This is a genomic window from Ruegeria sp. ABV3_008, assembly GCF_056161185.1.
In genome coordinates, this window is the sequence record NZ_JBSWYP010000003.1 from 96,291 (window position 1) to 118,337 (window position 22,047).

19 protein-coding genes are annotated in these 22,047 nt (G+C 58.5%); 13 read left to right on the plus strand and 6 right to left on the minus strand.

Features of this window, described 5'->3' with window-relative positions; genetic code table 11:
• Positions 1-165: 165 nt before the first annotated feature.
• From ACXAH8_RS07010 to secA, 3 genes are all read right to left on the minus strand, one after another.
• A complete protein-coding gene (locus ACXAH8_RS07010) occupies positions 166-1,722 on the minus strand; it encodes a phosphate ABC transporter substrate-binding/OmpA family protein (protein ID WP_475217161.1) in 1,557 nt (518 codons plus the stop codon).
• Positions 1,723-1,746: 24 nt separating this feature from the next.
• Positions 1,747-2,655 carry a hypothetical protein gene (locus ACXAH8_RS07015; RefSeq protein ID WP_475217163.1) on the minus strand — a complete coding sequence of 303 codons (909 nt, stop codon included), beginning with the start codon at positions 2,653-2,655 and terminating at the stop codon, positions 1,747-1,749.
• Between the two features lie 100 nt (positions 2,656-2,755).
• Positions 2,756-5,473, minus strand: coding sequence for a preprotein translocase subunit SecA (secA, locus tag ACXAH8_RS07020; protein WP_475217165.1), 2,718 nt, complete (start codon positions 5,471-5,473; stop codon positions 2,756-2,758).
• A 176-nt stretch (positions 5,474-5,649) separates the two neighbouring features.
• On the opposite strand from secA, the gene ACXAH8_RS07025 reads away from it, so the two are divergent.
• The 3 genes from ACXAH8_RS07025 to mutT are packed head-to-tail and all read left to right on the plus strand — an operon-like array spanning position 5,650 to position 8,126.
• Positions 5,650-6,498 (plus strand): peptidylprolyl isomerase, encoded by an 849-nt coding sequence (locus tag ACXAH8_RS07025; RefSeq protein WP_475217167.1) that lies wholly within the window; start codon positions 5,650-5,652, stop codon positions 6,496-6,498.
• 6 nt (positions 6,499-6,504) lie between these two features.
• Positions 6,505-7,731, plus strand: a complete 1,227-nt coding sequence (argJ, locus tag ACXAH8_RS07030; RefSeq protein ID WP_475217169.1) for a bifunctional glutamate N-acetyltransferase/amino-acid acetyltransferase ArgJ — start codon at positions 6,505-6,507, stop codon at positions 7,729-7,731.
• Positions 7,728-8,126 carry an 8-oxo-dGTP diphosphatase MutT gene (gene mutT / locus ACXAH8_RS07035; protein WP_171234680.1) on the plus strand — a complete coding sequence of 133 codons (399 nt, stop codon included), beginning with the start codon at positions 7,728-7,730 and terminating at the stop codon, positions 8,124-8,126. Before argJ ends, mutT begins: the two co-directional genes overlap by 4 nt.
• A 91-nt stretch (positions 8,127-8,217) precedes the next feature.
• Here mutT and ACXAH8_RS07040 read toward each other — a convergent pair whose 3' ends face one another.
• Positions 8,218-8,628 (minus strand): ester cyclase, encoded by a 411-nt coding sequence (locus ACXAH8_RS07040; protein WP_475217171.1) that lies wholly within the window; start codon positions 8,626-8,628, stop codon positions 8,218-8,220.
• Between the two features lie 388 nt (positions 8,629-9,016).
• On the opposite strand from ACXAH8_RS07040, the gene ACXAH8_RS07045 reads away from it, so the two are divergent.
• The 10 genes from ACXAH8_RS07045 to ACXAH8_RS07090 all read left to right on the plus strand — a co-directional run bounded on the left by ACXAH8_RS07045 (position 9,017) and on the right by ACXAH8_RS07090 (position 19,919).
• The gene (locus ACXAH8_RS07045) at positions 9,017-10,960 is read left to right on the plus strand and encodes an AMP-binding protein (protein WP_475217557.1); all 1,944 of its coding nucleotides are present in this window, start codon (positions 9,017-9,019) and stop codon (positions 10,958-10,960) included.
• A 79-nt stretch (positions 10,961-11,039) separates the two neighbouring features.
• Positions 11,040-11,858: an ABC transporter ATP-binding protein gene (locus ACXAH8_RS07050; RefSeq protein ID WP_475217172.1), complete on the plus strand. Its 819-nt coding sequence runs from the start codon at positions 11,040-11,042 to the stop codon at positions 11,856-11,858.
• Positions 11,859-11,887: 29 nt separating this feature from the next.
• A complete protein-coding gene (locus tag ACXAH8_RS07055) occupies positions 11,888-12,874 on the plus strand; it encodes a branched-chain amino acid ABC transporter permease (protein WP_170462900.1) in 987 nt (328 codons plus the stop codon).
• Positions 12,875-12,876: 2 nt separating this feature from the next.
• Complete coding sequence (locus tag ACXAH8_RS07060; RefSeq protein ID WP_475217174.1) at positions 12,877-13,134, plus strand: hypothetical protein; 258 nt, start codon at positions 12,877-12,879, stop codon at positions 13,132-13,134.
• A gap of 3 nt (positions 13,135-13,137) precedes the next feature.
• Entirely contained in the window at positions 13,138-14,214 is a 1,077-nt protein-coding gene (locus tag ACXAH8_RS07065; RefSeq protein WP_475217176.1) for a branched-chain amino acid ABC transporter permease, read from the plus strand.
• Between the two features lie 75 nt (positions 14,215-14,289).
• Positions 14,290-15,573: an ABC transporter substrate-binding protein gene (locus tag ACXAH8_RS07070; RefSeq protein ID WP_170380266.1), complete on the plus strand. Its 1,284-nt coding sequence runs from the start codon at positions 14,290-14,292 to the stop codon at positions 15,571-15,573.
• A gap of 72 nt (positions 15,574-15,645) precedes the next feature.
• Positions 15,646-16,479, plus strand: coding sequence for an ABC transporter ATP-binding protein (locus ACXAH8_RS07075; protein WP_475217180.1), 834 nt, complete (start codon positions 15,646-15,648; stop codon positions 16,477-16,479).
• A 19-nt stretch (positions 16,480-16,498) separates the two neighbouring features.
• On the plus strand, positions 16,499-17,716 hold the full coding sequence (locus tag ACXAH8_RS07080) for a phenylacetate--CoA ligase family protein (RefSeq protein WP_475217559.1): 1,218 nt from the start codon (positions 16,499-16,501) through the stop codon (positions 17,714-17,716).
• A 114-nt stretch (positions 17,717-17,830) separates the two neighbouring features.
• On the plus strand, positions 17,831-19,495 hold the full coding sequence (locus ACXAH8_RS07085; protein ID WP_475217182.1) for an ABC transporter permease: 1,665 nt from the start codon (positions 17,831-17,833) through the stop codon (positions 19,493-19,495).
• A 73-nt stretch (positions 19,496-19,568) separates the two neighbouring features.
• Positions 19,569-19,919 carry a DUF2794 domain-containing protein gene (locus ACXAH8_RS07090; RefSeq protein ID WP_170380289.1) on the plus strand — a complete coding sequence of 117 codons (351 nt, stop codon included), beginning with the start codon at positions 19,569-19,571 and terminating at the stop codon, positions 19,917-19,919.
• On the opposite strand, the gene ACXAH8_RS07095 is transcribed toward ACXAH8_RS07090, so the two are convergent.
• Together ACXAH8_RS07095 and ACXAH8_RS07100 are read right to left on the minus strand one after the other, a co-directional pair.
• The gene (locus ACXAH8_RS07095) at positions 19,916-20,653 is read right to left on the minus strand and encodes a C40 family peptidase (protein WP_475217184.1); all 738 of its coding nucleotides are present in this window, start codon (positions 20,651-20,653) and stop codon (positions 19,916-19,918) included. The two genes, ACXAH8_RS07090 and ACXAH8_RS07095, sit on opposite strands and share 4 nt — an antisense overlap.
• Positions 20,650-22,032: a leucyl aminopeptidase family protein gene (locus ACXAH8_RS07100; protein ID WP_475217185.1), complete on the minus strand. Its 1,383-nt coding sequence runs from the start codon at positions 22,030-22,032 to the stop codon at positions 20,650-20,652. Before ACXAH8_RS07100 ends, ACXAH8_RS07095 begins: the two co-directional genes overlap by 4 nt.
• Positions 22,033-22,047: the final 15 nt, after the last annotated feature.

The window sequence follows — 22,047 nt, forward strand, 5'->3', positions numbered from 1 at the left end:
TTTTTGCCTTTATAAAATACGTCACAGGTTCTTTGCAAATTTTTGCGTCTCGCCTGAAAACCGCCGGCTATTCAGAAATCAGATATGGTCTCCGCGCCTCTGCGTTGCACCCGCTTTGATGGCACAGGCGGTTTCGTTCGAGTTTCTGTCCGACATCGTCACTCTCTAGTTCACCCAAACCTCAACCCGGCGGTTTGTTTTTCGGCCCCACTCCGTGTCATCGCAGGCCATCGGCATCGCTTCTCCGAAACCTTCGGTTGTGATCTCGATACTGTCGGGGATTTCGGTCTCAACAGCGGCCAGAACCGCATTGCGCACCGTTTGTGCCCTGCGATGGGCGATCCGTGCATTGGCGCTGGCGCCTCCATCGCCGTCGCTGAACCCGGCAAAGACAAGCTTGCGAGGGGTCAAGCTGCCGGATTCAAGCGCCTGGGCCAATTGCAGAATATTGGACCGCGATTGTGCATCCGGGCGAGAGCTTCCTGGCTCGAACCGGAAGGAGATCGACAATCTAGACAATGGCCGCAGAGTTTCGACCATGTGTTGAAGCTCTTCCAGCCCGACCTCGGCTCCACCGGAAACGATGGCATTGGCGAGCCGATTGCCTTGCAGCCCCATGGGCAGGTTCTCGGTCGCCTGATCGACAAAGCCGGCCTGCCGTATGGCCATCTGCGCGTCGGCTGAGCGGGTATAGGCCAGAAACTGGCGCGCGATCCGAGGCAGGCGGCGTTGTGGCAGGTAGAGAAACATCGGAGAAGTCAGCGGGTAGTCCTCGGTTTTGATTGACTGGCGGGTCGCAGCAAGGGCATGTCCGCAGCCTCCAGCCAAAGGCAGTGCGCGGGTCGAGCCTGAGGCCGCCTGCGTCGTGATGCCGATCGAAAACGGGTCATTGGCCACTGCTTGTACAAGATCGCGATTGCGCTCGTGGCGGAGAACGCCTTCGGACAGCACTGCCTGAGCGGGGAAGAGTAGCTGATCCTCGACATCCTGGGACAAGCCTGACCCGGCGTCCGGCATGTGAAGGGCAATTGGAGCGTCCGGCCCTTCCAGATTTGTCCAGTTGGTGATCTCGCCCGACAGAACACGGACCAGATCCGCAGGTGAGATCTGTTGAACGGTGTTCTCTGGCGCAACCACCGGGACGATCGCATCCAGTGCTACAATCCGCGCGCGGCGGGGATGGGTCAGATCGCCCAGACCCGCGGCCTCAGCCGCGTCGCGTTCCTCATCTCGGATTTCGCGTTGCGCCATCACGATATCAGCGTCGTTGTCCATCAGGTCGGCAAACCCCTGATCCGTCGTTCCAACGCGAAAGAACAGGTGGGCGAGAGGGGCCGTGCGGTCTGGCTGGCGCAGCTCATAGGCAAAGCTGCGTTCATCCACGCGCGATGGGGTTGCTGTCAGACCTTCTTGTCGGGCGAAGCCGATGATCAGGGCAGGCAGGACCGTCTCGGCCATCACGGATGATCCCGAGAACCGGACCTCGGCCACGAAATCGGTCAGGCTGGGGCAGGCCGGGCCGTCGCATGTGACGCCAGAGCCATCGACTGTCAGTTCTCCGAACTGAGTGTCGACCCGGTAGAATTCACCGTCAAAGCCCAGCAGGGTGCCGGAGACTTCGATCTTGCCATCATGCGATGTCAGAACAATATCCTGCGCTGCGGCTGAAACAGCCAGCGAAACAGAAAACAGTACGGCCAGCGCCGCACGAAAAAGTGTCATGAGAAGGTCGAGCCTGCCTGCGGTTTAATTTGCCGCGATTGTCAGGTCTTGAAACAGATTATTCAACACCAGAAACTCACCGACTTCGGTACACATCGGCATCGTCAGGATCAGATCGCGCGACCGCAGCCGGCGATCACTGCGCAGTTCCAGTGACTGGACGTTCAAATCGCGGCCGCAATTGGCCTCAGTCACTTCGGTTTCAACCGTCAAAGCGACCGAGCCGGATTGTTCCGAACGCGCAGCCGGGAACGAGTAAATCTGGATATTCTTTCCATCATGGAAGCTCGCACTTCCCAGATGGACCACGGAACCCGCGCCCTGCGATGCGCTATTGGCTGAGATATGCCCGTGCTCACCATAGCTAGCACCGAACTCCAAGGCGTGGATTTGCAGATCAGTCTGACCCTGCCATTGCAATGCGACCCGGTCGAACTGGTCAATGTCCATGATGTGAGTGGTGGCGACCGTGCCGGTCTGATCCTCGAATGAGATCAGGAAAATGGCGTATTCGGACAGGGCCGGAATAGTCAGATCCAAGACACCGTTTTCGTCGGTTTGCTGTGTCAGCGTCAGACCGCTGTGGTGGATCTCAACACGTTCATTGCTTCGGCAGGGGGCCTTGATCCGCAGCCGTGCTTTGGCGCCCATTTGGGCGGTGGCACGCGCGCTGATACTGCAATTGATATGCTTTTGTGCCGCCTTCGGCGTAGGGCGCTGGATCGGCTGAGAAGGGGTCTCGTCAGAGGAAGAGGTTTGCACGATACGTTCAAGCCCGGCAATGACCGAGGCTTGATCCGCGACAGAGGCCACGGTAAAAGGTTCCTGCGCGCCATTCGGCTGCGCAGGCGCACCATATTGCATCAGGTAACCAATACCCAGGGCACAAGCGACCGTGCCGCACATGGTCACGTAATTTCTGACTACGAACAAAACACCCTCCCCAGTTGAAGGAGCGAGTCGCACTCTCGTTAAAAATCGCGGCCAATTTGTGGCCGCGAAGCGGAGCGATTGTGACTGGTGTTTGTTGACGTTAGGTCAACCTACCATGGCAGTGTTTGAATTTCTTGCCCGAGCCACAGGGGCAAGGATCGTTGCGCGAAGGATTACCCCAGGTCGACGGATTGTTCTCGTCAAAGCCGGGCAGTGCATCGCCCGACGCGACGGCCTCGGCCTTGGCTTCGGCGGCACCTGCGGCCTGATCAACTGCTTGCTGCGCTTGCGCTTGCTGGGCCGCCATCTGCGCCAGCATCTCGCGCTGTTCTTCTTCGGTCAGCGGGCGCACGCGCGACAATTGCTGAGTTACGGTTTCGCGCAGACTGTCCAGCATGCCTTCGAACAACTGGAAGCTTTCGTTCTTATACTCGTTCAGCGGATCGCGCTGGGCGTAGCCCCGGAATCCAACGACCGAGCGCAAATGTTCCAGCGTCAGAAGATGCTCGCGCCATTTGCCGTCGATGGTCTGCAGCAGAACCTGTTTTTCGATGTTGCGCATGTTCTCGGGGCCGAAGGCCACAGCCTTTTGCGCCATCATCTCATCAGCCGCTTTCACCAGGCGTTCTCGCACCTGTTCGTCATCCACGCCTTCCTCGGCGGCCCAATCCTGAACTGGGGCATCGATGGTCAGCTTGTCCTTGATCGCCTCGTGCAGTCCATCTGTATCCCACTGATCTGCATAGGATTTCGGCGGCATGTATTCGTCGATCAAATCGTCGATCACCTGCTCGCGCATGTCCGAGACGATCTCTGACAGGTCGTCGGCTGACATGATCTCGCGCCGCTGGCTGAAGATCACCTTACGCTGATCATTCATTACGTCGTCGAATTTCAGAACGTTCTTGCGCATGTCAAAGTTGCGGCCTTCGACCTTGGATTGCGCGCGTTCCAGCGATTTGTTGACCCAGGGGTGAACGATGGCTTCGCCCTCTTTCATGCCCAGCGTGGTCAGTACCTTGTCCAGACGTTCTGAACCGAAGATGCGCATCAGATCGTCTTCGAGGCTCAGGTAGAATACCGTGCGTCCCGGATCGCCCTGACGGCCCGAGCGGCCGCGCAGTTGGTTGTCGATTCGGCGGCTTTCATGGCGTTCCGAGGCCATGACATACAGACCACCCGCATCCAGAACCTTTTGTTTTTCCTCGGCGTGCTTGGCCTCTTCCGCGGCGCGCAGCTCGGCTGGGTCGGCCTCGGGCCTTTCGGCAAGGGCCTGCAAAACCTTCATCTCGACGTTGCCGCCCAGCTGAATGTCAGTACCACGACCGGCCATGTTGGTGGCGATGGTAACCGCACCGTAGCGGCCCGCGTCGGCCACGATTTGGGCCTCTTGTTCATGCTGGCGGGCGTTCAGAACGTTGTGTTCGATCTTTTCCTTGGTCAGCATCTGGCTGAGAACTTCGGATTTCTCGATCGAGGTGGTGCCGATCAGAACCGGCTGGCCCTTTTCCTGCGCCTTCTTCGCCTCAGAGATAATCGCGCCGTATTTCTCCATCGCGGTACGATAAACCTGATCGTCTTCGTCGAGACGCGCAATCGGACGGTTGGTGGGGACTTCGACCACACCCAGACCGTAGATTTCCTGGAATTCTTCGGCTTCGGTCAGCGCTGTCCCGGTCATGCCGCCCAGCTTGTCATAGAGGCGGAAATAGTTCTGGAAGGTCACGCTGGCCAGAGTCACGTTCTCGGGTTGAATCTGGACGTTCTCTTTCGCCTCGATCGCTTGGTGCAGACCTTCCGACAAGCGACGACCCGGCATCATACGGCCAGTGAATTCGTCGATCAGAACCACATTGCCATCACGTACGATATAGTCCTTGTCGCGCTGGAACAGTTTATGCGCACGCAGGCCCTGATTGACGTGATGCACCACGGTGGTGCTTTCGGGATCGTACAGAGAATGATCCTCGGGGATCAGGCCCGCGGCGATCAGTTGCTGTTCCAGAAACTCGTTGCCTTCATCGGTGAAAGTCACGTTGCGGGATTTTTCGTCCAGCGAATAGTGATCGTCACTCAGGCTCGGGATCAGCGCGTCAATCGCGGTGTACAGATCAGAACGGTCCTGCGCCGGCCCCGAGATGATCAACGGCGTCCGCGCCTCATCAATCAGGATCGAGTCGACCTCATCCACAATCGCGAAATTGTGGTATTTCTGATAGATATCGGCCATATCGGCCTTCATGTTGTCGCGCAGATAGTCAAAGCCAAGCTCATTATTGGTGGCGTAGGTCACGTCACAGGCATAAGCGGCTTTCTTCTCGGCATCTTGCTGGCCCGACCAGATCACACCGGTGGTCATACCCAACGCGGCAAAGACTTTGCCCATCCATTCGGCATCCCGTTTGGCCAGGTATTCGTTGACCGTGACGACATGTACGCCTTTGCCGGTCAGCGCGTTCAGGTAAGCGGGGAAGGTTGCGACCAGTGTCTTGCCCTCACCCGTCTTCATCTCCGAGATATTGCCCTGATGCAGGAAGGTGCCGCCCATCAGCTGCACATCAAAGGCACGGAGACCCAGTGCGCGTTTGGCACCTTCACGCACGTTCGCAAAAGCTTCGGGCAGCAGGTCATCCAGGCTCTCGCCATCCAGCGCACGTTTGCGCAGTTCGGCGGTCTTTTCGATCAGACCCTCGTCAGAGAGTTTTTCGAACTCGGGTTCCAGCGCGTTGATCTTTTCGATCAGGGGGCGGGTCGCCTTGATCTTGCGGTCGTTCGGTGTTCCGAACACCTTTTTGGCGAGCGTTCCGAGTCCCAGCATGTTCACTCCAGCGGATCTGTTCTTGTCTTGGTTGCGACAGGCTTGCCCACCTTGCGCGCAACCCATAGATACGGGGGGTGAAAGGCGGCCCTGTCCAAGGCTTCAAAGCGATGTAAGCGGCAGGTTCTGAAGTGTCAACGCTGCGCCCTGTCGCGGCAAAGAAATAGGATGATTCCATGCCCAAAGGCCTCACTTTTCTGCCATCGCTGGCTTTGACCGCCGTGATGGCGCTGCCGCTGGTCGCCGAAACTAAGCCCGATGCAGGCACCGTTCTGGCCACGGTCAACGGGGACGAGATCACACTGGGTCACGTTGTCGCCACCGTCGCAGCATTGCCGCAGCAATATCAGCAGATCGAGGATGATGTGCTGTATGACTTCGTGCTTGAGCAACTGATCCAGCAGCAATTGCTGGGCCAACAGCAGGAAGAGCTGACCCAGCAAAACGCTCTAACGCTGGACAATGAAACACGCTCTTTGCTGGCGGTGCAGACTGTAAACGCCCTTACCAACGATGTTGTGACGGATGAGGCGGTACAAGCGGCCTATGACGCGCAGTTTGCCGAATTTGAAGGTGAAGACGAGTTCGACGCCAGTCATATTCTTGTTGAATCCGAGGACGAAGCCAAAGCGCTCAAGGCTCAATTGGATGACGGCGGGGATTTTGCCGAAATGGCGCGCGAGCATTCGACCGGGCCGTCCGGCCCCAATGGCGGTGCGCTTGGCTGGTTCGGCAAGGGACAGATGGTGCCTGAGTTTGAAAACGCCGTGCTGGGCCTTGAAAAAGGTCAGATCTCAGACCCGGTGCAAACGCAGTTCGGCTGGCATCTGGTGATCCTGAACGACAAGCGCAAATCTGAAGCCCCTGCGCTTGAGGCCGTGCGCGATGAACTGGCCCAGACCATTCAGCAAGAGGCTATTCAGGGCCGTATTGATGAGTTGACCCAGCAGGCTCAGATCGAACGCACCGCCCTTGAAGGGGCTGGTCCTGAAGTCATCCGCCAGCTGGACCTGATTCAGGAGTAAAAACCCGTGGCCACGATCACCAAAACCTCGCCACTGGCCCCTGCCGGTTTCCCCGACCTGCCCGCGATTGACGGAGTGCGTTTTGCAACCGTTGAGGCAGGGGTGCGCTACAAAGGCCGAACTGACGTCATGTTGGCGGTTCTCGATCCCGGCACGTCCGTGGCTGGGGTATTTACGCGCTCGGCCACACGAGCCGCTCCGGTGCTGGACTGTCAGGATAAGATCGGTGGTTCCAGCGATGGGCCAGCGGCGATTTTGGTGAATTCGGGCAATGCCAATGCTTTCACCGGCCACTACGGCCAAAACTCGGTCGCCGAGGTGACTCAAGCGGTCGCCAAGGCAACCGGTGTTGCAGTTGAGAGGGTCTTCACCTCATCTACCGGCGTGATCGGAGAGCCTCTGCCGCATGATCGCATCGTTTCTCAACTTGAAGCGCTGAAATCCGGCCTCAGCCGTCACGCGATCGAGGACGCAGCGCGGGCTATCATGACCACCGATACCTTCCCGAAAGGGGCCTCGGCGCAGGTCGAGATTGACGGCAAAACAGTCTCTATTGCGGGGATTGCCAAGGGGTCCGGCATGATCGCGCCCGATATGGCGACGATGCTGGTCTACATCTTCACCGACGCTGTGGTTGACCAATCAGCGCTGCAATCCATGCTGAGCGCGCAGACAGACCGGACTTTTAATTGCATCACCGTCGATAGCGATACCTCGACATCGGACAGCCTTTTGCTGTGCGCTACCGGTGCGTCGGGTGTTGATACCACGGGCAATGCGGCCTTCGCCGAGGCGCTGGAAACCGTGATGCTGGACCTCGCGCAGCAAGTTGTGCGCGATGGCGAAGGGGCGACGAAATTCGTAGAAATCCGCGTGACCGGAGCCGCCTCGGACGCAGATGCCAAGGTGCATGGGCTAGCGATTGCGAACTCCCCTCTGGTGAAAACTGCGATTGCAGGTGAGGACCCAAACTGGGGCCGTGTCGTCATGGCAATCGGTAAATCTGGAGCCGCTGCGGATCGTGACCTGCTTAGCATTTCCTTTGGCGATATTCTGGTCGCTGAAAAAGGTTGGGTTAGCCCCGACTATCGTGAAGAAGACGCGGCCACTTACATGAAAGGCCAAGACCTTGTGATCGTAGTCGATCTGGGGCTGGGCGAGGGGCAATCCACCGTTTGGACCTGCGACCTGACCCACGGCTATATCGAGATCAACGCGGACTATCGCTCGTGAAAACTGTTCTGGTATCTGCCGTCGCCCTAATCGATATCGAGGGCCGCGTCCTGCTGGCCCAACGGCCCGAGGGCAAATCCATGGCTGGTCTGTGGGAATTCCCCGGCGGCAAAATCGAACCCGGTGAAACTCCCGAAGCTGCCCTGATCCGCGAATTGCACGAGGAACTGGGCATCGACACTTGGGCCTCCTGCCTCGCGCCGCTGACCTTCGCCAGCCACAGCTACGACGATTTCCACCTGCTCATGCCGCTGTTTGCCTGTCGCAAATGGGAGGGGATACCGCAGTCGCGAGAAGGTCAGGCGCTGAAATGGGTGCGGGCTAATGATCTGCGCAATTACCCGATGCCTGCGGCGGATGTACCGCTGATTCCGATACTGCGGGATTGGTTGTGAACGTCTGGCAAAACCAGAGTTAAGGTATCCAAATGAAAGAATAGAAAAGAAACCCAGCGGGATTTTCCGCAGGGTTTCCTATCTTAAAATGTTAAGCCCAGCCAAGCTGCTTCAAGGAATGCGCATCGTTCCAGATTTTCGTCATATGCCGAATTTTGTCGCCATCGAATTCAATCGCGTAAACGTAGTCGGCTGCGATTGTCTTGCCGGTGGCCGGCACCGGACCATCTACTGAATGAGTTCCGTGGAAAACAGCAAACGCATTCACGATTCCACGTTCATCGTCAGTCGAGAAAGACTTTAGCTCATAGTGCCCATCTGGAATCGGAGTTAGCAGCCCCTTCATCCAGTCGGCGTAGACTTCTAATGTCGTCACATCGACCAGAGCATCGGCTTGCGCTGAAAACGTGGCCCCGTCGTGACAGAAGTCCTTACAGCCGTCCCAGCCTTTGCCGGTTTCGCATGCCTCAAAGAACTCTCGTGCAGTTTTTTGAATGGACATTGGTTTCCCCCTTAAACAACGGCCAGCTGAATTGGCCACTCAGTCACTCAACACCAATCAGAGTACGCTGAAACGTGCGTATCTCAAAATGACCCAGGATAAACCTGCAAGGCCGAGGTGGAATGACGTATGCTCATATGTGTGCAGATATTCGATTGCGCTGAACTTTAGAGCGCATGTTCGATTGGACGAAACGAGTCCGTCTGACCCTGTTACAATTCGTAAGAATTTAGAAAACATCAGGCAAAACTTGACGCTGATCGTGTCTGTGCTCCAAATCGGGGCATTGGCGTTCGGGCACCATCCCGGACCCGCCATTTCCGACCCGGGGAGGGGTCGGGTGGGGAGGAGAAAGAGATTGGCTCAGACGCAGTCGGGCGCTGAAGGGATGCAGTCCCTTCCGGCGCTGCTACATCGCAATGCGACAGAGTTCGGGGATACCCCGGCTTATCGAGAAAAGGAATTCGGGATCTGGCAATGCTGGACCTGGGCGGAGGCCGCCAAGGAAATCCGCGCCATCGCGCTTGGATTCCTGGAGTTGGGCGTTGAGAAAGGCGACCACATCGCTGTCATCGGTCGCAACCGTCCGGCGCATTACTGGTCGATGGTGGCTGCTCAGATGGTGGGCGCGGTTCCGGTGCCTCTGTATCAGGACTCGGTCGCCGAAGAGATGGCCTATGTGCTGGAACATTGCGGCGCGAAATTTGTCGTCTGCGGCGATCAGGAGCAAGTCGATAAGGTCATCGAGATTCAAGAAAACCTGCATCAGGTCAAACACATCCTCTATACCGACAAGCGCGGGATGCGGAAGTATGACCACTCTCAGATGAACGCGCTTGAGGACATCATGGCCGAAGGCAGCGCTGGGCACGCGCGGTTCGATACCGAGCTGGACAAGCGCGTCGCGGCGATCACTTATGACGATACTTGCGTGATGCTCTACACCTCCGGCACGACGGGCAAGCCCAAGGGTGTTGTGCTGTCGAACCGGAATGTCATTGAAAGCGCCAAGAACTCGGCCGAGTTCGATCATCTGACGCGGAACGAAGACATTCTGTCTTACCTGCCGATGGCCTGGGTGGGTGATTTCATCTTCTCGATCGGCCAGGCCTATTGGTGCGGCTTCTGCGTGAACTGCCCCGAAAGCGCCGACACAATGATGACGGACCTGCGTGAGATCGGACCGACGTACTTCTTTGCCCCGCCGCGCGTTTTTGAAACGCAGCTAACTAACGTGATGATCCGGATGGAGGATGCGGGCAAGCTGAAGCGCAATATGTTCCATCATTTCATGGCACATGCCAAGAAGGTCGGTGGTCTGTTGCTAGACGGCAAACCGGTGGGCTTTGGCGACAAGCTGAAATATGCGCTGGGCAATATGCTGGTTTATGGCCCGCTGAAGGATACGCTTGGATACGGACGGTTCCGCGTAGGCTATACCGCGGGTGAAGCTATCGGGCCGGAAATCTTTGATTTCTATCGCTCTTTGGGCATCAACCTCAAACAGCTCTATGGTCAGACCGAAGCAACCGTTTTTATCACTCAGCAGCCGGATGGCGAGGTGCGCGCAGATACGGTCGGCGTTCCAGCCCCTGCGGTCGAATTGAAAATCGACGAGAGTGGCGAGATCCATTACCGCTCGCCCGGTGTGTTTGTTGAATACTACAACAACCCGGATTCGACGGCCTCGACCAAGGATGCTGAGGGCTGGGTTGCGACCGGGGATGCCGGGTTCATCGAGGAAAGCTCGGGCCATCTACGGATCATCGACCGCGCCAAGGATGTGGGCAAAATGGCTGACGGGTCGATGTTCGCGCCGAAATATGTCGAGAACAAGCTGAAATTCTATCCTGATATTCTCGAGGTCGTGCTGTTCGGGAACGGCAAGGATCGCTGCGTGGCCTTCATCAATATCGACCTGACAGCGGTCGGGAACTGGGCGGAGCGCAACAACGTGGCTTATGCGTCCTATCAGGAGCTGGCGGGCCATCCGCGTGTGTTAGAGACGATCAAATCCCACGTGGAAGAGGTGAACAAGTCGGTCGCAGCGGATGAGATGCTGTCGGGCTGTCAAGTGCATCGCTTTGTGGTTCTGCACAAGGAACTGGATGCTGATGATGGCGAGATGACCCGGACCCGCAAGGTGCGCCGCGGTTTTGTAGAAGACAAGTTCCACGACATTATCGCCGCGCTTTATGACGGGTCCTCGAGCGTTTCGACGACAACCGAAGTAACCTATGAGGATGGGCGCAAGGGGTCGATTTCAGCGATGCTTGAGATCGTAGATGCGCCGGTTGTGTCGGTTGCGCAGCACAAGGTCGCGGCGGAATGATGGGCCGTTCGAGCGCCGCTCGACCTGCGGTCATCGCCCCGCCCGCCGTCCCGTTTTTGCGTAAGTCTGGGAGAGGCTGATGCTGGATAGTTCCGAAGGATATGTCACCGAAGACGGCCGCAAGATCGGCGGTGTGGTGATGGAGATGAAGAATATCACCCTGCGATTTGGCGGTGTGGTGGCGATCAAGGATATCTCGTTCGATATTCGCGAGGGTGAGATTCGCGCCATTATCGGGCCTAACGGGGCGGGCAAGTCCTCGATGCTAAACGTGATCTCGGGGTTTTATGTCCCGCAAGAGGGGGAGGTTTGGTTCCACGGCTCCAAGCGTCCTCCGATGCGGCCGTTTGAAGTGGCACAGCAGGGGATTGCGCGGACCTTCCAGAACATCGCTCTGTTCGAAGGCATGAGCGTTCTGGACAATGTCATGACTGGGCGTCTGAGCTTTATGAAGACCAATATCCTTCAACAGGCGTGGTGGAAGGGGAAGGCCGAAGCGGAAGAGACCGAGAATCGTGAGGCGGTTGAGAGGATTATCGACTTCCTCGAGATTCAGCACATCCGCAAGACGCCGGTGTCGCGCCTGCCTTACGGGTTGAAAAAGCGGGTGGAACTGGCGCGTGCTCTGGCGGCGGAGCCGAAGCTACTGCTGCTGGATGAACCCATGGCGGGCATGAACGTCGAAGAGAAAGAGGACATGAGCCGATTCATCCTCGATGTGAATGACGAGTTTGGGACGACCATTGCTCTGATCGAGCACGACATGGGCGTGGTGATGGACCTGAGCGACCGGGTCGTCGTTATGGATTACGGCAAGAAAATTGGCGACGGCACGCCCGACGAGGTGCGCAACAACCAAGAGGTCATCGACGCCTATCTGGGGGTCAGCCATGACTGACATCGGATTAGTAAATTGGGGGGGCACCTATGCCTGAACAACTCGTATTTGCGATGGAGGTCATCCTCAACGGTCTGATGGCCGGGGTGCTATATGCGCTGGTCGCGCTGGGCTTTGTGCTGATCTACAAGGCCTCGGGGATTTTCAATTATGCCCAAGGGGTTATGGCGCTTTTTGCGGCGATGACGCTGGTGGGGATCATGAAGGGGCAAGTGCCCTTTGCCCACCTGATAAATGCGATCTTCGGGACGCATATCCATTATTTCGGCTGGAACGTGCCTGCGCTTTTGGCGATCCTTTTGACCATGGCGGTGATGGTGTTGCTGGCCTGGGCGGTACAGCGTTTCGTCATGCGACATCTGGTCGGGCAGGAGCCGATCATTCTGTTCATGGCCACCATTGGTCTGGCTTATTTCCTTGAGGGCGTGGCTGACCTGATGTGGGGGTCTGAGATCAAGACGCTAGATGTGGGTCTGCCCCAGGGCATCAACCTGTGGATTGATGAAACGACCTACAACATCTTCGACTACGGCTTCTTCATCGACAATCTGGACATCGTGGCGACGATCATCGCGGCGCTTCTGGTGGCAGCTCTGGTCGCATTCAGCCAGTACACCAAACAGGGCCGGGCGATGCGCGCTGTTGCAGATGACCATCAGGCAGCGCTGTCAGTTGGCATCTCATTGAACTTCATTTGGGTCATGGTCTGGTCGGTCGCAGGGTTCGTCGCTTTGGTCGCGGGGATCATGTGGGGCACCAAGTCCGGCGTGCAGTTCTCGCTGTCGCTGATCGCGCTCAAGGCGTTGCCGGTGCTGATGCTGGGTGGTTTCACCTCAATCCCCGGAGCGATCGTCGGCGGGCTGATCATCGGCGTGGGCGAGAAGCTGTTTGAATTCGCCTTAGGACCTGCGCTGGGCGGCGCGACCGAGAACTGGTTTGCCTACGTGCTGGCGCTGATCTTCCTCGTGTTCCGACCTCAGGGCCTGTTCGGCGAGAAGATCATCGAGAGGGTGTAGCGATGACCAAGCTGATCGCCATCATCAACGTCATCGCATGGGCCGGATTCTGGGCGTTTGGGTATATCGCCCTCACTTCGGACGATCTTTCCGAAGGCCAGCTGACCATCGCGGCAATCCTGGCTTTTGCGGGTCTGATCATGGGCGTTCTGGCCTATTTGAAACTGGTCCGAGCGTCTGAGGCGAGCGGATATGCCAAGGGCTCAAACCAATTGGACGTCGCGGCCCGGAACCGGGCGCAGGAAGAATGGGGAAAGTAAGACATGTTCTATCGTGAGGCCGGGGATTTCAAAACCTCGTACATTGCTGACAGCCAGACTTTCCCGATCAAGTTTGACCGGTACCGCTATTATGTCGTGCTGGCAGTTGCGTTCGGGATCATTCCCTTCATCATAAACGACTATTGGGCGAACGCCCTGCTGCTGCCCTTTCTGATCTACGCCATCGCGGCGATCGGGCTGAATATCCTTGTGGGCTATTGCGGGCAGGTCTCGCTGGGGACCGGAGGGTTCATGGCTGTGGGTGCCTATGCCTGCTACAAGCTGATGACTGCTTTCCCGGAAGTCAGCATGTTCATCCACGTGATCCTTGCTGGAGGTATCACGGCCTTTGTGGGCGTGCTGTTCGGCCTGCCGAGCCTTCGGATCAAGGGGTTCTACCTAGCGGTTGCGACGCTGGCGGCGCAGTTCTTCCTAGTGTGGCTGTTTAACCGGGTGCCATGGTTCTACAACTACTCGGCTTCGGGGCAGATTAACGCGCCGGAACGGGATGTGTTTGGTATCATCATCACCGGCCCAAATGCTCCGGCTTGGGCGACCTATCTGTTCTGCCTGATCTTCCTGACCGTTTGCGCCATCCTTGCACGCAACCTGACGCGGGGCACCACGGGCCGGACCTGGATGGCAATCCGCGACATGGACATCGCTGCCGAGATCATCGGCGTGAACCCCCTCAAAGCCAAACTGACCGCTTTTGCCGTCAGTTCATTCTTCGTGGGCATCGCGGGGGCGCTGTTCTTTGCGGTCTATCTGGGCGCGGTTGAAGTCGGTGAGGTCTTTGGCATCCAGAAATCATTTCTGGTGCTGTTCATGGTCATTATCGGCGGATTAGGGTCTATTTTCGGGTCCTTTGCGGGGGCTGCTTTCCTAGTGCTGTTGCCGGTCGTCCTGAAGCTGATCGGCGTAGACCTGCTGGGTTGGCCCACGGACATCGTGGCGCACCTGAACCTCGTGATCGTAGGCGGGCTGATCATCATGTTCCTGATTCTCGAACCGCACGGGCTGGCGCAGCTGTGGCGTGTCGCCAAAGAGAAACTCAGACTCTGGCCATTCCCGCACTAGGGACAGGCCCAATCAAAAAAGACGGGTGCAAACGCCCGAAACCACCATCGGATCAATCAAGGGAGGAGATACCCGATGAACAAGAAACTGGCAACCCTGGCGCTGGGCGCTGTGATGGCCGCAGGCCCGGTCATGGCCGACCTTGTGTTCCCGTCGCTCAGCTACCGGACGGGCCCCTACGCCGCAGGCGGTATTCCGTTTGCTGACGGTTACGCCGACTATTTCACCCTGCTGAATGAACGCGATGGCGGCATCGGGGGTGTTCCAGCCAAGGTTATCGAATGCGAAACCGGCTATAACACTGAAAAAGGTGTGGAATGCTATGAATCGACCAAGGGCGAAGGTGCGTTGGTCTATCAGCCACTCTCCACTGGCATTACCTATCAGCTGATCCCGAAAGTGACGGCAGATGGCATCCCGCTGCACACGATGGGATATGGCCGGACCTCGGCTGCGAATGGCGAGGTGTTCAGCCACGTGTTCAACTATCCGGCCAACTACTGGAACGGAGCTTCGGGCGCGATCAACTATCTGCTGGATGAAAACGGCGGAGACCTGAGCGGCAAGAAAATCGCGCTGGTCTACCACAACTCTGCCTACGGCAAAGAGCCGATCCGCACACTGGAAACGCTGGCCGAAAAGCACGGCTACGAGCTGTCTCTGCTGCCCGTCGACCACCCCGGTCAGGAGCAGAAGTCGCAGTGGCTGCAAATCCGCCGCGAAAAGCCCGATTTTGTGATCATGTGGGGCTGGGGCGTCATGAACCAAGTTGCGGTTCAGGAAGCGGCCAACATTCGCTTCCCGATGGAGAACTTCATTGGCGTCTGGTGGTCAGGTGCTGAATTCGATGTCGAGCCTGCGGGTGAAAAGGCCACCGGCTACAAGGCGCTGACCTTCACGGGCCTGGGTATGGACTATCCGGTCTATGACGATCTGCAGAAATACGTCGTCGATGCCGGTAAAGCCGCAGGTGCAGGCGATCAACTGGGTACGGTTCAGTATAACCGCGGTCTCTATGCTGCGATGTTGGCGGCTGAGGCGGTAAAGACTGCTCAGGAAATGCACGGCACGGCCGAGATCGACGCGTCGATGATGCGCGATGGCATGGAGGCGTTGGAAATTACAAATGCCAAGATGGAAGGTCTGGGCATGGTCGGTTTCGGACCGGAATTCTCGGTTTCCTGTGAAAACCATGGCGGCCCCGGTCTTGTGGGCGTGGTCCAGTGGGATGCAGCAGCCGGAACCTGGAACCCGGTTCAGGACTTCAAACCGACAGATGCCGAAGTCATCAACGCTCTGATCGCAGAAGACTCAGCGGCTTATGCGGCTGAAAACAATATCGAAACGCGCTGCAACTAAGGCGCTCTGAACCAAGCGGGGCGGCGGTTTGCTGCCGCCCTGACCCGAACACGCGAACGAGGATAGGCGCTGATGCTGGATGCGGCCCAAACCACGGATGTGCAGGCGGAAACCCTGCTTGAGGTCAACAATATCGAGGTGATCTACAATCACGTGATCCTCGTGCTGAAGGGCGTCAGCCTAACGGTTCCCAAAGGAGGCATCACGGCGCTGCTTGGGGGGAATGGTGCGGGCAAGACCACGACGCTCAAGGCCGTGTCGAACCTGCTGCATTCCGAACGGGGTGAGGTCACCAAGGGCTCGATCAAGTATCGCGGCCAAAGCGTTCATGAAAGCGACCCGGCGGATCTGGTGGAAAAAGGCGTCATTCAGGTGATGGAAGGCCGCCACTGTTTCGAACACCTCACGGTCGAGGAAAACCTGCTGACCGGGGCCTATACCCGCAAGGACGGCAATGCCGCGATCCAGAGCGATCTGGAGCTGGTTTACAATTACTTACCGCGCCTGAAAGAGCGCCGCAAAAGTCAGGCGGGCTATACTTCGGGCGGGGAACAGCAGATGGTCGCGATGGGCCGAGCGCTGATGTCACGGCCCGAGACGATCCTGCTGGACGAACCCTCAATGGGGCTTGCCCCGCAGCTGGTCGAAGAGATTTTCGGCATCGTAAGAGATCTGAACGAGAAAGAAGGCGTCTCGTTCCTATTGGCCGAGCAGAACACCAACGTGGCGCTCAGGTTTGCGCATTACGGATATATTCTGGAATCCGGTCGCGTGGTGATGGACGGCCCTGCTGCCGAACTGCGTGAGAACCCGGATGTGAAGGAATTCTATCTCGGCATGTCGGATGAAGGCCGCAAAAGCTTTCGCGATGTGCGCTCGTACCGCCGCCGCAAGCGGTGGTTGTGATCTGATGGAGGATATGGCGATGACTTATTTCGACGCACTCGAAACGCGCTCGGCGGATCAGCGCGCCTCAGATCAGGCGGTGGCGCTGCAGGCGCAACTAGAACGGGCGCGGTCTGCGCCTGGGTTTATGGCGCATTTCGCTGAAACAGACACTAATACGGTGAAAACTGCCGAAGACCTGCCCTTGCTACCGGTGTTGCGCAAGTCGGACCTGACCCGCGCGCAAGGGGAGCGCTCGCCCTTTGGCGGCTTTACGGTCAAACCGGCGAGGCACTTTCACCATGTGTTCCAATCCCCCGGCCCGATCTACGAGCCGGGCAGCACCGACCACGATTGGTGGCGCATGGGTCGCTTCCTGAACGCCGCCGGTGTTGGCGCGGGCGACATCGTTCAGAATTGCTTTGGCTATCACCTGACGCCTGCGGGCATGATCTTTGAAAACGGCGCACGCGCGGTTGGTGCGGCTGTTCTGCCTGCTGGAACCGGCCAGACCGAGCTGCAGGTGACCGCAGCTCGCGACGTCGGATGTACCGCCTATGCGGGCACGCCTGACTATCTGAAGGTCATTCTGGACAAGGCCGATGCCATGGGCGTCGCGCTGAGTTTCTCAAAAGCCGCTGTTGGCGGGGGCGCGCTGTTCCCGTCGCTGCGGCAGGAATATGCGGATCGCGGCATTGCCTGTCTGCAATGCTACGCCACGGCTGATCTGGGCAATATCGCATATGAGAGCGCCGCGATGGAGGGGATGATTCTGGACGAACATGTCATCGTCGAAATTGTCACTCCCGGCACTGGCACTCCGGTTGCGCCCGGTGAGGTTGGTGAGGTCGTGGTGACCTCTCTCAACCCGGATTACCCGCTGATCCGGTTTGCGACCGGCGACCTGTCAGCCATCATGCCGGGTCAGTCGCCTTGCGGTCGTACGAACGCTCGGATCATGGGATGGATGGGGCGTGCCGATCAGACCACCAAGATCAAGGGCATGTTCGTCCGGCCCGAGCAGGTGGCCGCGCTGGTCAACAAACATACCGAGATCGTCAAAGCCCGCGTGATCGCAGCCCGTCAGGGTGAGATGGACACAATGACCGTCCAGATCGAGAGTGCTGGTGGCGATGACATGGCTTATGCGAAATCCGTGGCCGAAGTGCTGAAGCTGAAAGGCGCGATCGAGGTTGTGGCCCCTGGGTCGTTGCCCAAGGATGGTCTGGTGATCGAGGATCAGCGCGTCTATGACTGATATCTGCGGCTTTTGAGCCGCAGATTTGTTGCAAGATTTGTTGCTCTGGGCACTGGCGTTTCCTAGCGTTTTAGTCGAGAAAGAGGACGCCCTCGTCCCTTACAAGCCCGGAAAATGGCCCAGATCGAATATTCTGAAAATGGATCACGAAACCGCGGCGTGCGTGGCACGCGGCTGCTGGCCGCCATTGCCTATATCGTAGCAGCGGCCTGTCTGTTGCCGATGGTCGCGGTGGTTCTGGCGGCGCTGACCGGTGGCACGGAAACCATCTCGCACCTGGCTGAAACCGTGCTGCCCCGCTACACGATGACCACCGCCATATTGGTGGTTCTGGTGGCCGTGGGTACGTTCAGCATCGGGACCGGAGCCGCTTGGCTGGTGACAATGACGCGGTTCCCTGGCGTGCGCCTGTTGGAGATCGCGCTGGTCCTGCCGCTGGCCTTCCCGGCCTACGTTCTGGCCTATGCCTACACGTTCATACTGGATCATCCGGGTATCGTGCAGGCCACGCTGCGCGATGTGACGGGTTGGGGGCCGCGCGACTACTGGTTCCCCGAAATCCGCTCGACCGAGGGCGCGGCGGTGATGCTGACGCTGGTGCTTTACCCCTATGTTTACCTGCTGGCGCGGGCAGCGTTCCTGCAACAAAGCGCCACCGCGTTTCTGGCGGCGCGTGCCTTGGGAAACAGCCCCTGGCTGGCGTTTCGGCGGGTTTCGCTGCCGATGGCGCGCCCGGCCATTGCCGGAGGCGTTCTTCTGGCGATCATGGAGACCATCGCCGATTTCGGAACCGTCTCGTATTTCGGCGTCCAGACCTTCGCCACGGGCATTTATACCAGTTGGTTTTCGCTGGGAGATCGTGCAGGCGCCGCACAACTGGCATCGTGCCTGCTGACCTTCGCGCTTGTATTGGCTGTGGCTGAACGCACGCGGCGCGGCAAGGCCAAGTATTATCAAGCGGGCAAGCAACATGCAGCTCTGCCGGCTGCTCAACTGACTGGATGGCGCGCGATCGGGGCTTTTTCCCTCTGCGCCATACCCGTGTTTTTCGGATTCCTGCTGCCGGTGGTTGTTCTCTTCGAGATGGGGTTGAAATCCGAGCAGAACCTGCTGTCGCCCCGCTACCTCGGCTTCATTCAGAATTCGCTTATCCTTGCCGGGACGGCTGCTGCCATTACCGTTATTGCGGCCGTCAGTGTTGGGTTCTTTCAGCGCCTGAGGCCGGGGCGGCCCTCGACCATCGCGGGTTATATCGCGCGGCTGGGCTATGCGGTGCCGGGTGGGGTGATCGCGGTTGGACTATTGGTGCCTTTTGCCAGCTTTGACAACGCGTTGGATGCGTGGATGCGCGCGACATTTGATGTATCGACGGGGCTGCTGGTAACGGGGTCCATTTGGCTGCTGGTGGCGGCCTATATGGTGCGGTTCCTTGCGGCGGCCCTAAGTGCTTATGAAGGCGGGCAGAGTACGGTTCACGCCAATATGGATGCCGCGGCCCGGTCTTTGGGGCAGACGCCTCTGGGTACACTGAGGCGGGTGCATCTGCCGATCCTGACGCCCTCATTGCTGACGGCCTTGTTGATCGTCTTTGTCGACGTGATGAAGGAATTGCCCGCAACGCTGATCATGCGCCCCTTCAACTTTGACACGCTGGCGGTACAGGCCTACCGGCTGGCCTCGGACGAGCGGCTCGAGGGGGCGGCGGTGCCATCCTTGGTCATTCTGGCCGTTGGGTTGCTGCCTGTGATCCTGATCTGCCGACAAGTCGGACGGCGGTAACACCCGTTGACGAATTATGGCCCGCTTGCGCATCGGGCTTGATTCAGCCGCGATTTCCGGCAAGGCTTGGGGCATGAATATGCAGCCTCCTAGCCGGTTCCCTACAAACTCGGCCCAGATGCCCGTCGCGTTCGACCGGCGCGAGATGTCCCATATCCTGTCCGTCTATGGTAAGATGGTTGCCGCCGGAGAATGGCGGGACTACGGAATTTCCAACCTGCGCGACATGGCGATTTTTTCGATCTTCCGACGGACCGCCGAGCATCCCATTTATCGGATCGAGAAACACCCTCGTTTGCGCCAAAAGCAGGGGATGTATTCCGTTGTGGGGATGGACGGACGGATTCTGAAACGCGGCCATGACCTGCGCACCGTTCTGAGGGTGCTGGAGCGCAAGCTGATCCGCTCAGTTTCCCCGGATTAGAGCCTTTTATGGGCCGTCACAGGCCCGTCGCCCTGCGCCTGAATGCGCGTGATGGCGTGATCCAAGGATTCATACGCGACTGCCATGTGATGCGCGTTGGCATGCAACAGCATATTCGGCCCGGAAACCCATGCGACATGGCCTTTCCAAAACAACAGATCGCCGCGTTTGGCCTCTGATCCTTCGGGCAGAGTGATACCAAGGGCCATTTCCTGATCGCCGCTGTCGCCGGGACAGGGGATACCGCAAGCCAGTAACCCCGCCTGAACCAGCCCCGAACAGTCGATTCCGAACCGACTGTTGCCGCCCCACAGATAGGGAGTGCCAAGAAACAACTCAGCCACAGTGACAGGATCACGGTTCAATTCGGCAATCGGGGCCGTGTGGACTTTTGGGATGAAACCCAGCTCAGTTTCAACAAACCTATCCGTTTGGGAGAGGGCGCGTACGGAGCTGCCAAAACTCAGCGAGGCCAGATCGCGGGTTTTCATATCCGCCTGCTCATAGGCATGCGTGGCAGGTGCAACAATCCTGTGGGTCGTGGTCTGTTGCGGCCCCAATTGGGCCGAGCGAACCCATCCGACATAGCCATCCTTGTCAGCCTTGATACGACTCCACCCGTTTTTCTGCTCTGCAAGCTGTACTGTGTCTCCGAACAGCAACTGACGATCGCGCGGGCCATCAGGGCTGCGCAGCAGGTCAACGACCGGGTCCAAGACGCGAAGCTGGGTCATAGGCCCAAGATCTCGGGCAGTGCGGTCAGTAGGGCGCGTGGGCCTTGCCCCAGACCTCCCTTGCTGCGACCCGGTTGCTTGCTGGGCTGCCAGGAATAGATGTCGAAATGCATGTAATTGCTGTCTTCAACAAAGCGGCGCAGGAACAGAGCTGCGGTGATGGAGCCTGCAAAACCGCCCGAGGGCGCGTTGTCCAGATCGGCGATGCCGGGTTCGATCATCGCCTCATAGGGCGTATGGAAAGGCATGCGCCAGACCGGATCAGCGGCTTGGGCGGCAGCTTTGCTCAGCGCCCCAGCGGCGCGATCATCATCGGTGTAGAACGGCGCCAGATCGGGCCCCACGGCCACGCGCGCCGCGCCGGTCAGAGTTGCCATCGAGATCACGAGATCCGGTTTCCCCTCATCCGCCAGCGCCAGCGCATCGGCCAGAACCAAGCGCCCCTCGGCATCGGTGTTGTTGATCTCGACGGTCAGGCCCTTGCGAGAGGTCAGGATATCCCCTGGCCTGAAGGCGTTGCCTGCGACCGCATTCTCGACTGCCGGGATCAGCACTCGCAGTTGCAGCGGCAGGTTCAGCGCCATGATAATCCGGGCAAGGCCCAGTACATTTGCAGCCCCGCCCATGTCTTTTTTCATCAGACCCATCGACGCGCCCGGTTTCAGGTTTAGCCCGCCGGTATCGAAACACACACCCTTGCCGACAAGCGTCAGCGTCGGTCCGGTCGCGCCCCAATTCATCTCGATCAGGCGCGGGGCCTGATCTGCGGCTCGTCCGACCGTGTGGATCATCGGGAAGTTCTGCTCCAGCAACGCGTCGCCAGTGATCGTTTTGCAGGTGGCTCCGAATTCGTCCGCCAACGCCTCGGCAGCCGCTTGCAGTTGATCCGGCCCCATATCGGAGGCTGGCGTGTTGACCAGATCGCGGGTCAGTGTCTCGGCATTTGCCAGTACTTCCATCCGCGCGGCATCAACCCCCTCAGGAGCAACCAGACGCGCCTTGGCGGCGGATTGAGGTGCATAACGATCAAAGGCGTAACCGGTCAGTAACCAGCCCAGACACTCCATCTCCAGACGCTCCGCCGGGACGCCTGCCGCGATGTGGTAGCTGCCTTCTGGCAGCGCATCCGCCGCAGCGGCCAGAGGGAACCGCTTGCGGGCGCGCTTGTCCTGGGTCCCGTATCCGGCCAGCGCAAACCCCGGGCTGCCGTCCGTGCTTGGCACAGTCAGGACCTGGCCCAGCGCGCCTTTGAACCCGTTTGCCGTTACCCAATGTCGGATGTGATCGGACTGACTGACCAGCCAATCGTCCAGATCAGGTTGCGCCACCACATGCAGGGGCACAGAGTTGCCAGAGGGTTGAGCAAAGCTGAGGGTCATAGGTGTCTCGGGCTG

What these genes read in the sequence shown, in the direction of transcription:
- ACXAH8_RS07080 (WP_475217559.1), top strand. Translation starts at nt 16,499, where the DNA reads ATGACTTATTTCGACGCACTCGAAACGCGCTCGGCGGATCAGCGCGCC.
- ACXAH8_RS07045 (WP_475217557.1), top strand. Translation starts at nt 9,017, where the DNA reads ATGCAGTCCCTTCCGGCGCTGCTACATCGCAATGCGACAGAGTTCGGG.
- ACXAH8_RS07100 (WP_475217185.1), bottom strand. Translation starts at nt 22,032, where the DNA reads ATGACCCTCAGCTTTGCTCAACCCTCTGGCAACTCTGTGCCCCTGCAT.
- ACXAH8_RS07090 (WP_170380289.1), top strand. Translation starts at nt 19,569, where the DNA reads ATGAATATGCAGCCTCCTAGCCGGTTCCCTACAAACTCGGCCCAGATG.
- ACXAH8_RS07085 (WP_475217182.1), top strand. Translation starts at nt 17,831, where the DNA reads ATGGCCCAGATCGAATATTCTGAAAATGGATCACGAAACCGCGGCGTG.
- ACXAH8_RS07060 (WP_475217174.1), top strand. Translation starts at nt 12,877, where the DNA reads ATGACCAAGCTGATCGCCATCATCAACGTCATCGCATGGGCCGGATTC.
- ACXAH8_RS07055 (WP_170462900.1), top strand. Translation starts at nt 11,888, where the DNA reads ATGCCTGAACAACTCGTATTTGCGATGGAGGTCATCCTCAACGGTCTG.
- ACXAH8_RS07075 (WP_475217180.1), top strand. Translation starts at nt 15,646, where the DNA reads ATGCTGGATGCGGCCCAAACCACGGATGTGCAGGCGGAAACCCTGCTT.
- ACXAH8_RS07095 (WP_475217184.1), bottom strand. Translation starts at nt 20,653, where the DNA reads ATGACCCAGCTTCGCGTCTTGGACCCGGTCGTTGACCTGCTGCGCAGC.
- ACXAH8_RS07040 (WP_475217171.1), bottom strand. Translation starts at nt 8,628, where the DNA reads ATGTCCATTCAAAAAACTGCACGAGAGTTCTTTGAGGCATGCGAAACC.
- ACXAH8_RS07050 (WP_475217172.1), top strand. Translation starts at nt 11,040, where the DNA reads ATGCTGGATAGTTCCGAAGGATATGTCACCGAAGACGGCCGCAAGATC.
- ACXAH8_RS07010 (WP_475217161.1), bottom strand. Translation starts at nt 1,722, where the DNA reads ATGACACTTTTTCGTGCGGCGCTGGCCGTACTGTTTTCTGTTTCGCTG.
- ACXAH8_RS07070 (WP_170380266.1), top strand. Translation starts at nt 14,290, where the DNA reads ATGAACAAGAAACTGGCAACCCTGGCGCTGGGCGCTGTGATGGCCGCA.
- secA (WP_475217165.1), bottom strand. Translation starts at nt 5,473, where the DNA reads ATGCTGGGACTCGGAACGCTCGCCAAAAAGGTGTTCGGAACACCGAAC.
- ACXAH8_RS07025 (WP_475217167.1), top strand. Translation starts at nt 5,650, where the DNA reads ATGCCCAAAGGCCTCACTTTTCTGCCATCGCTGGCTTTGACCGCCGTG.
- ACXAH8_RS07065 (WP_475217176.1), top strand. Translation starts at nt 13,138, where the DNA reads ATGTTCTATCGTGAGGCCGGGGATTTCAAAACCTCGTACATTGCTGAC.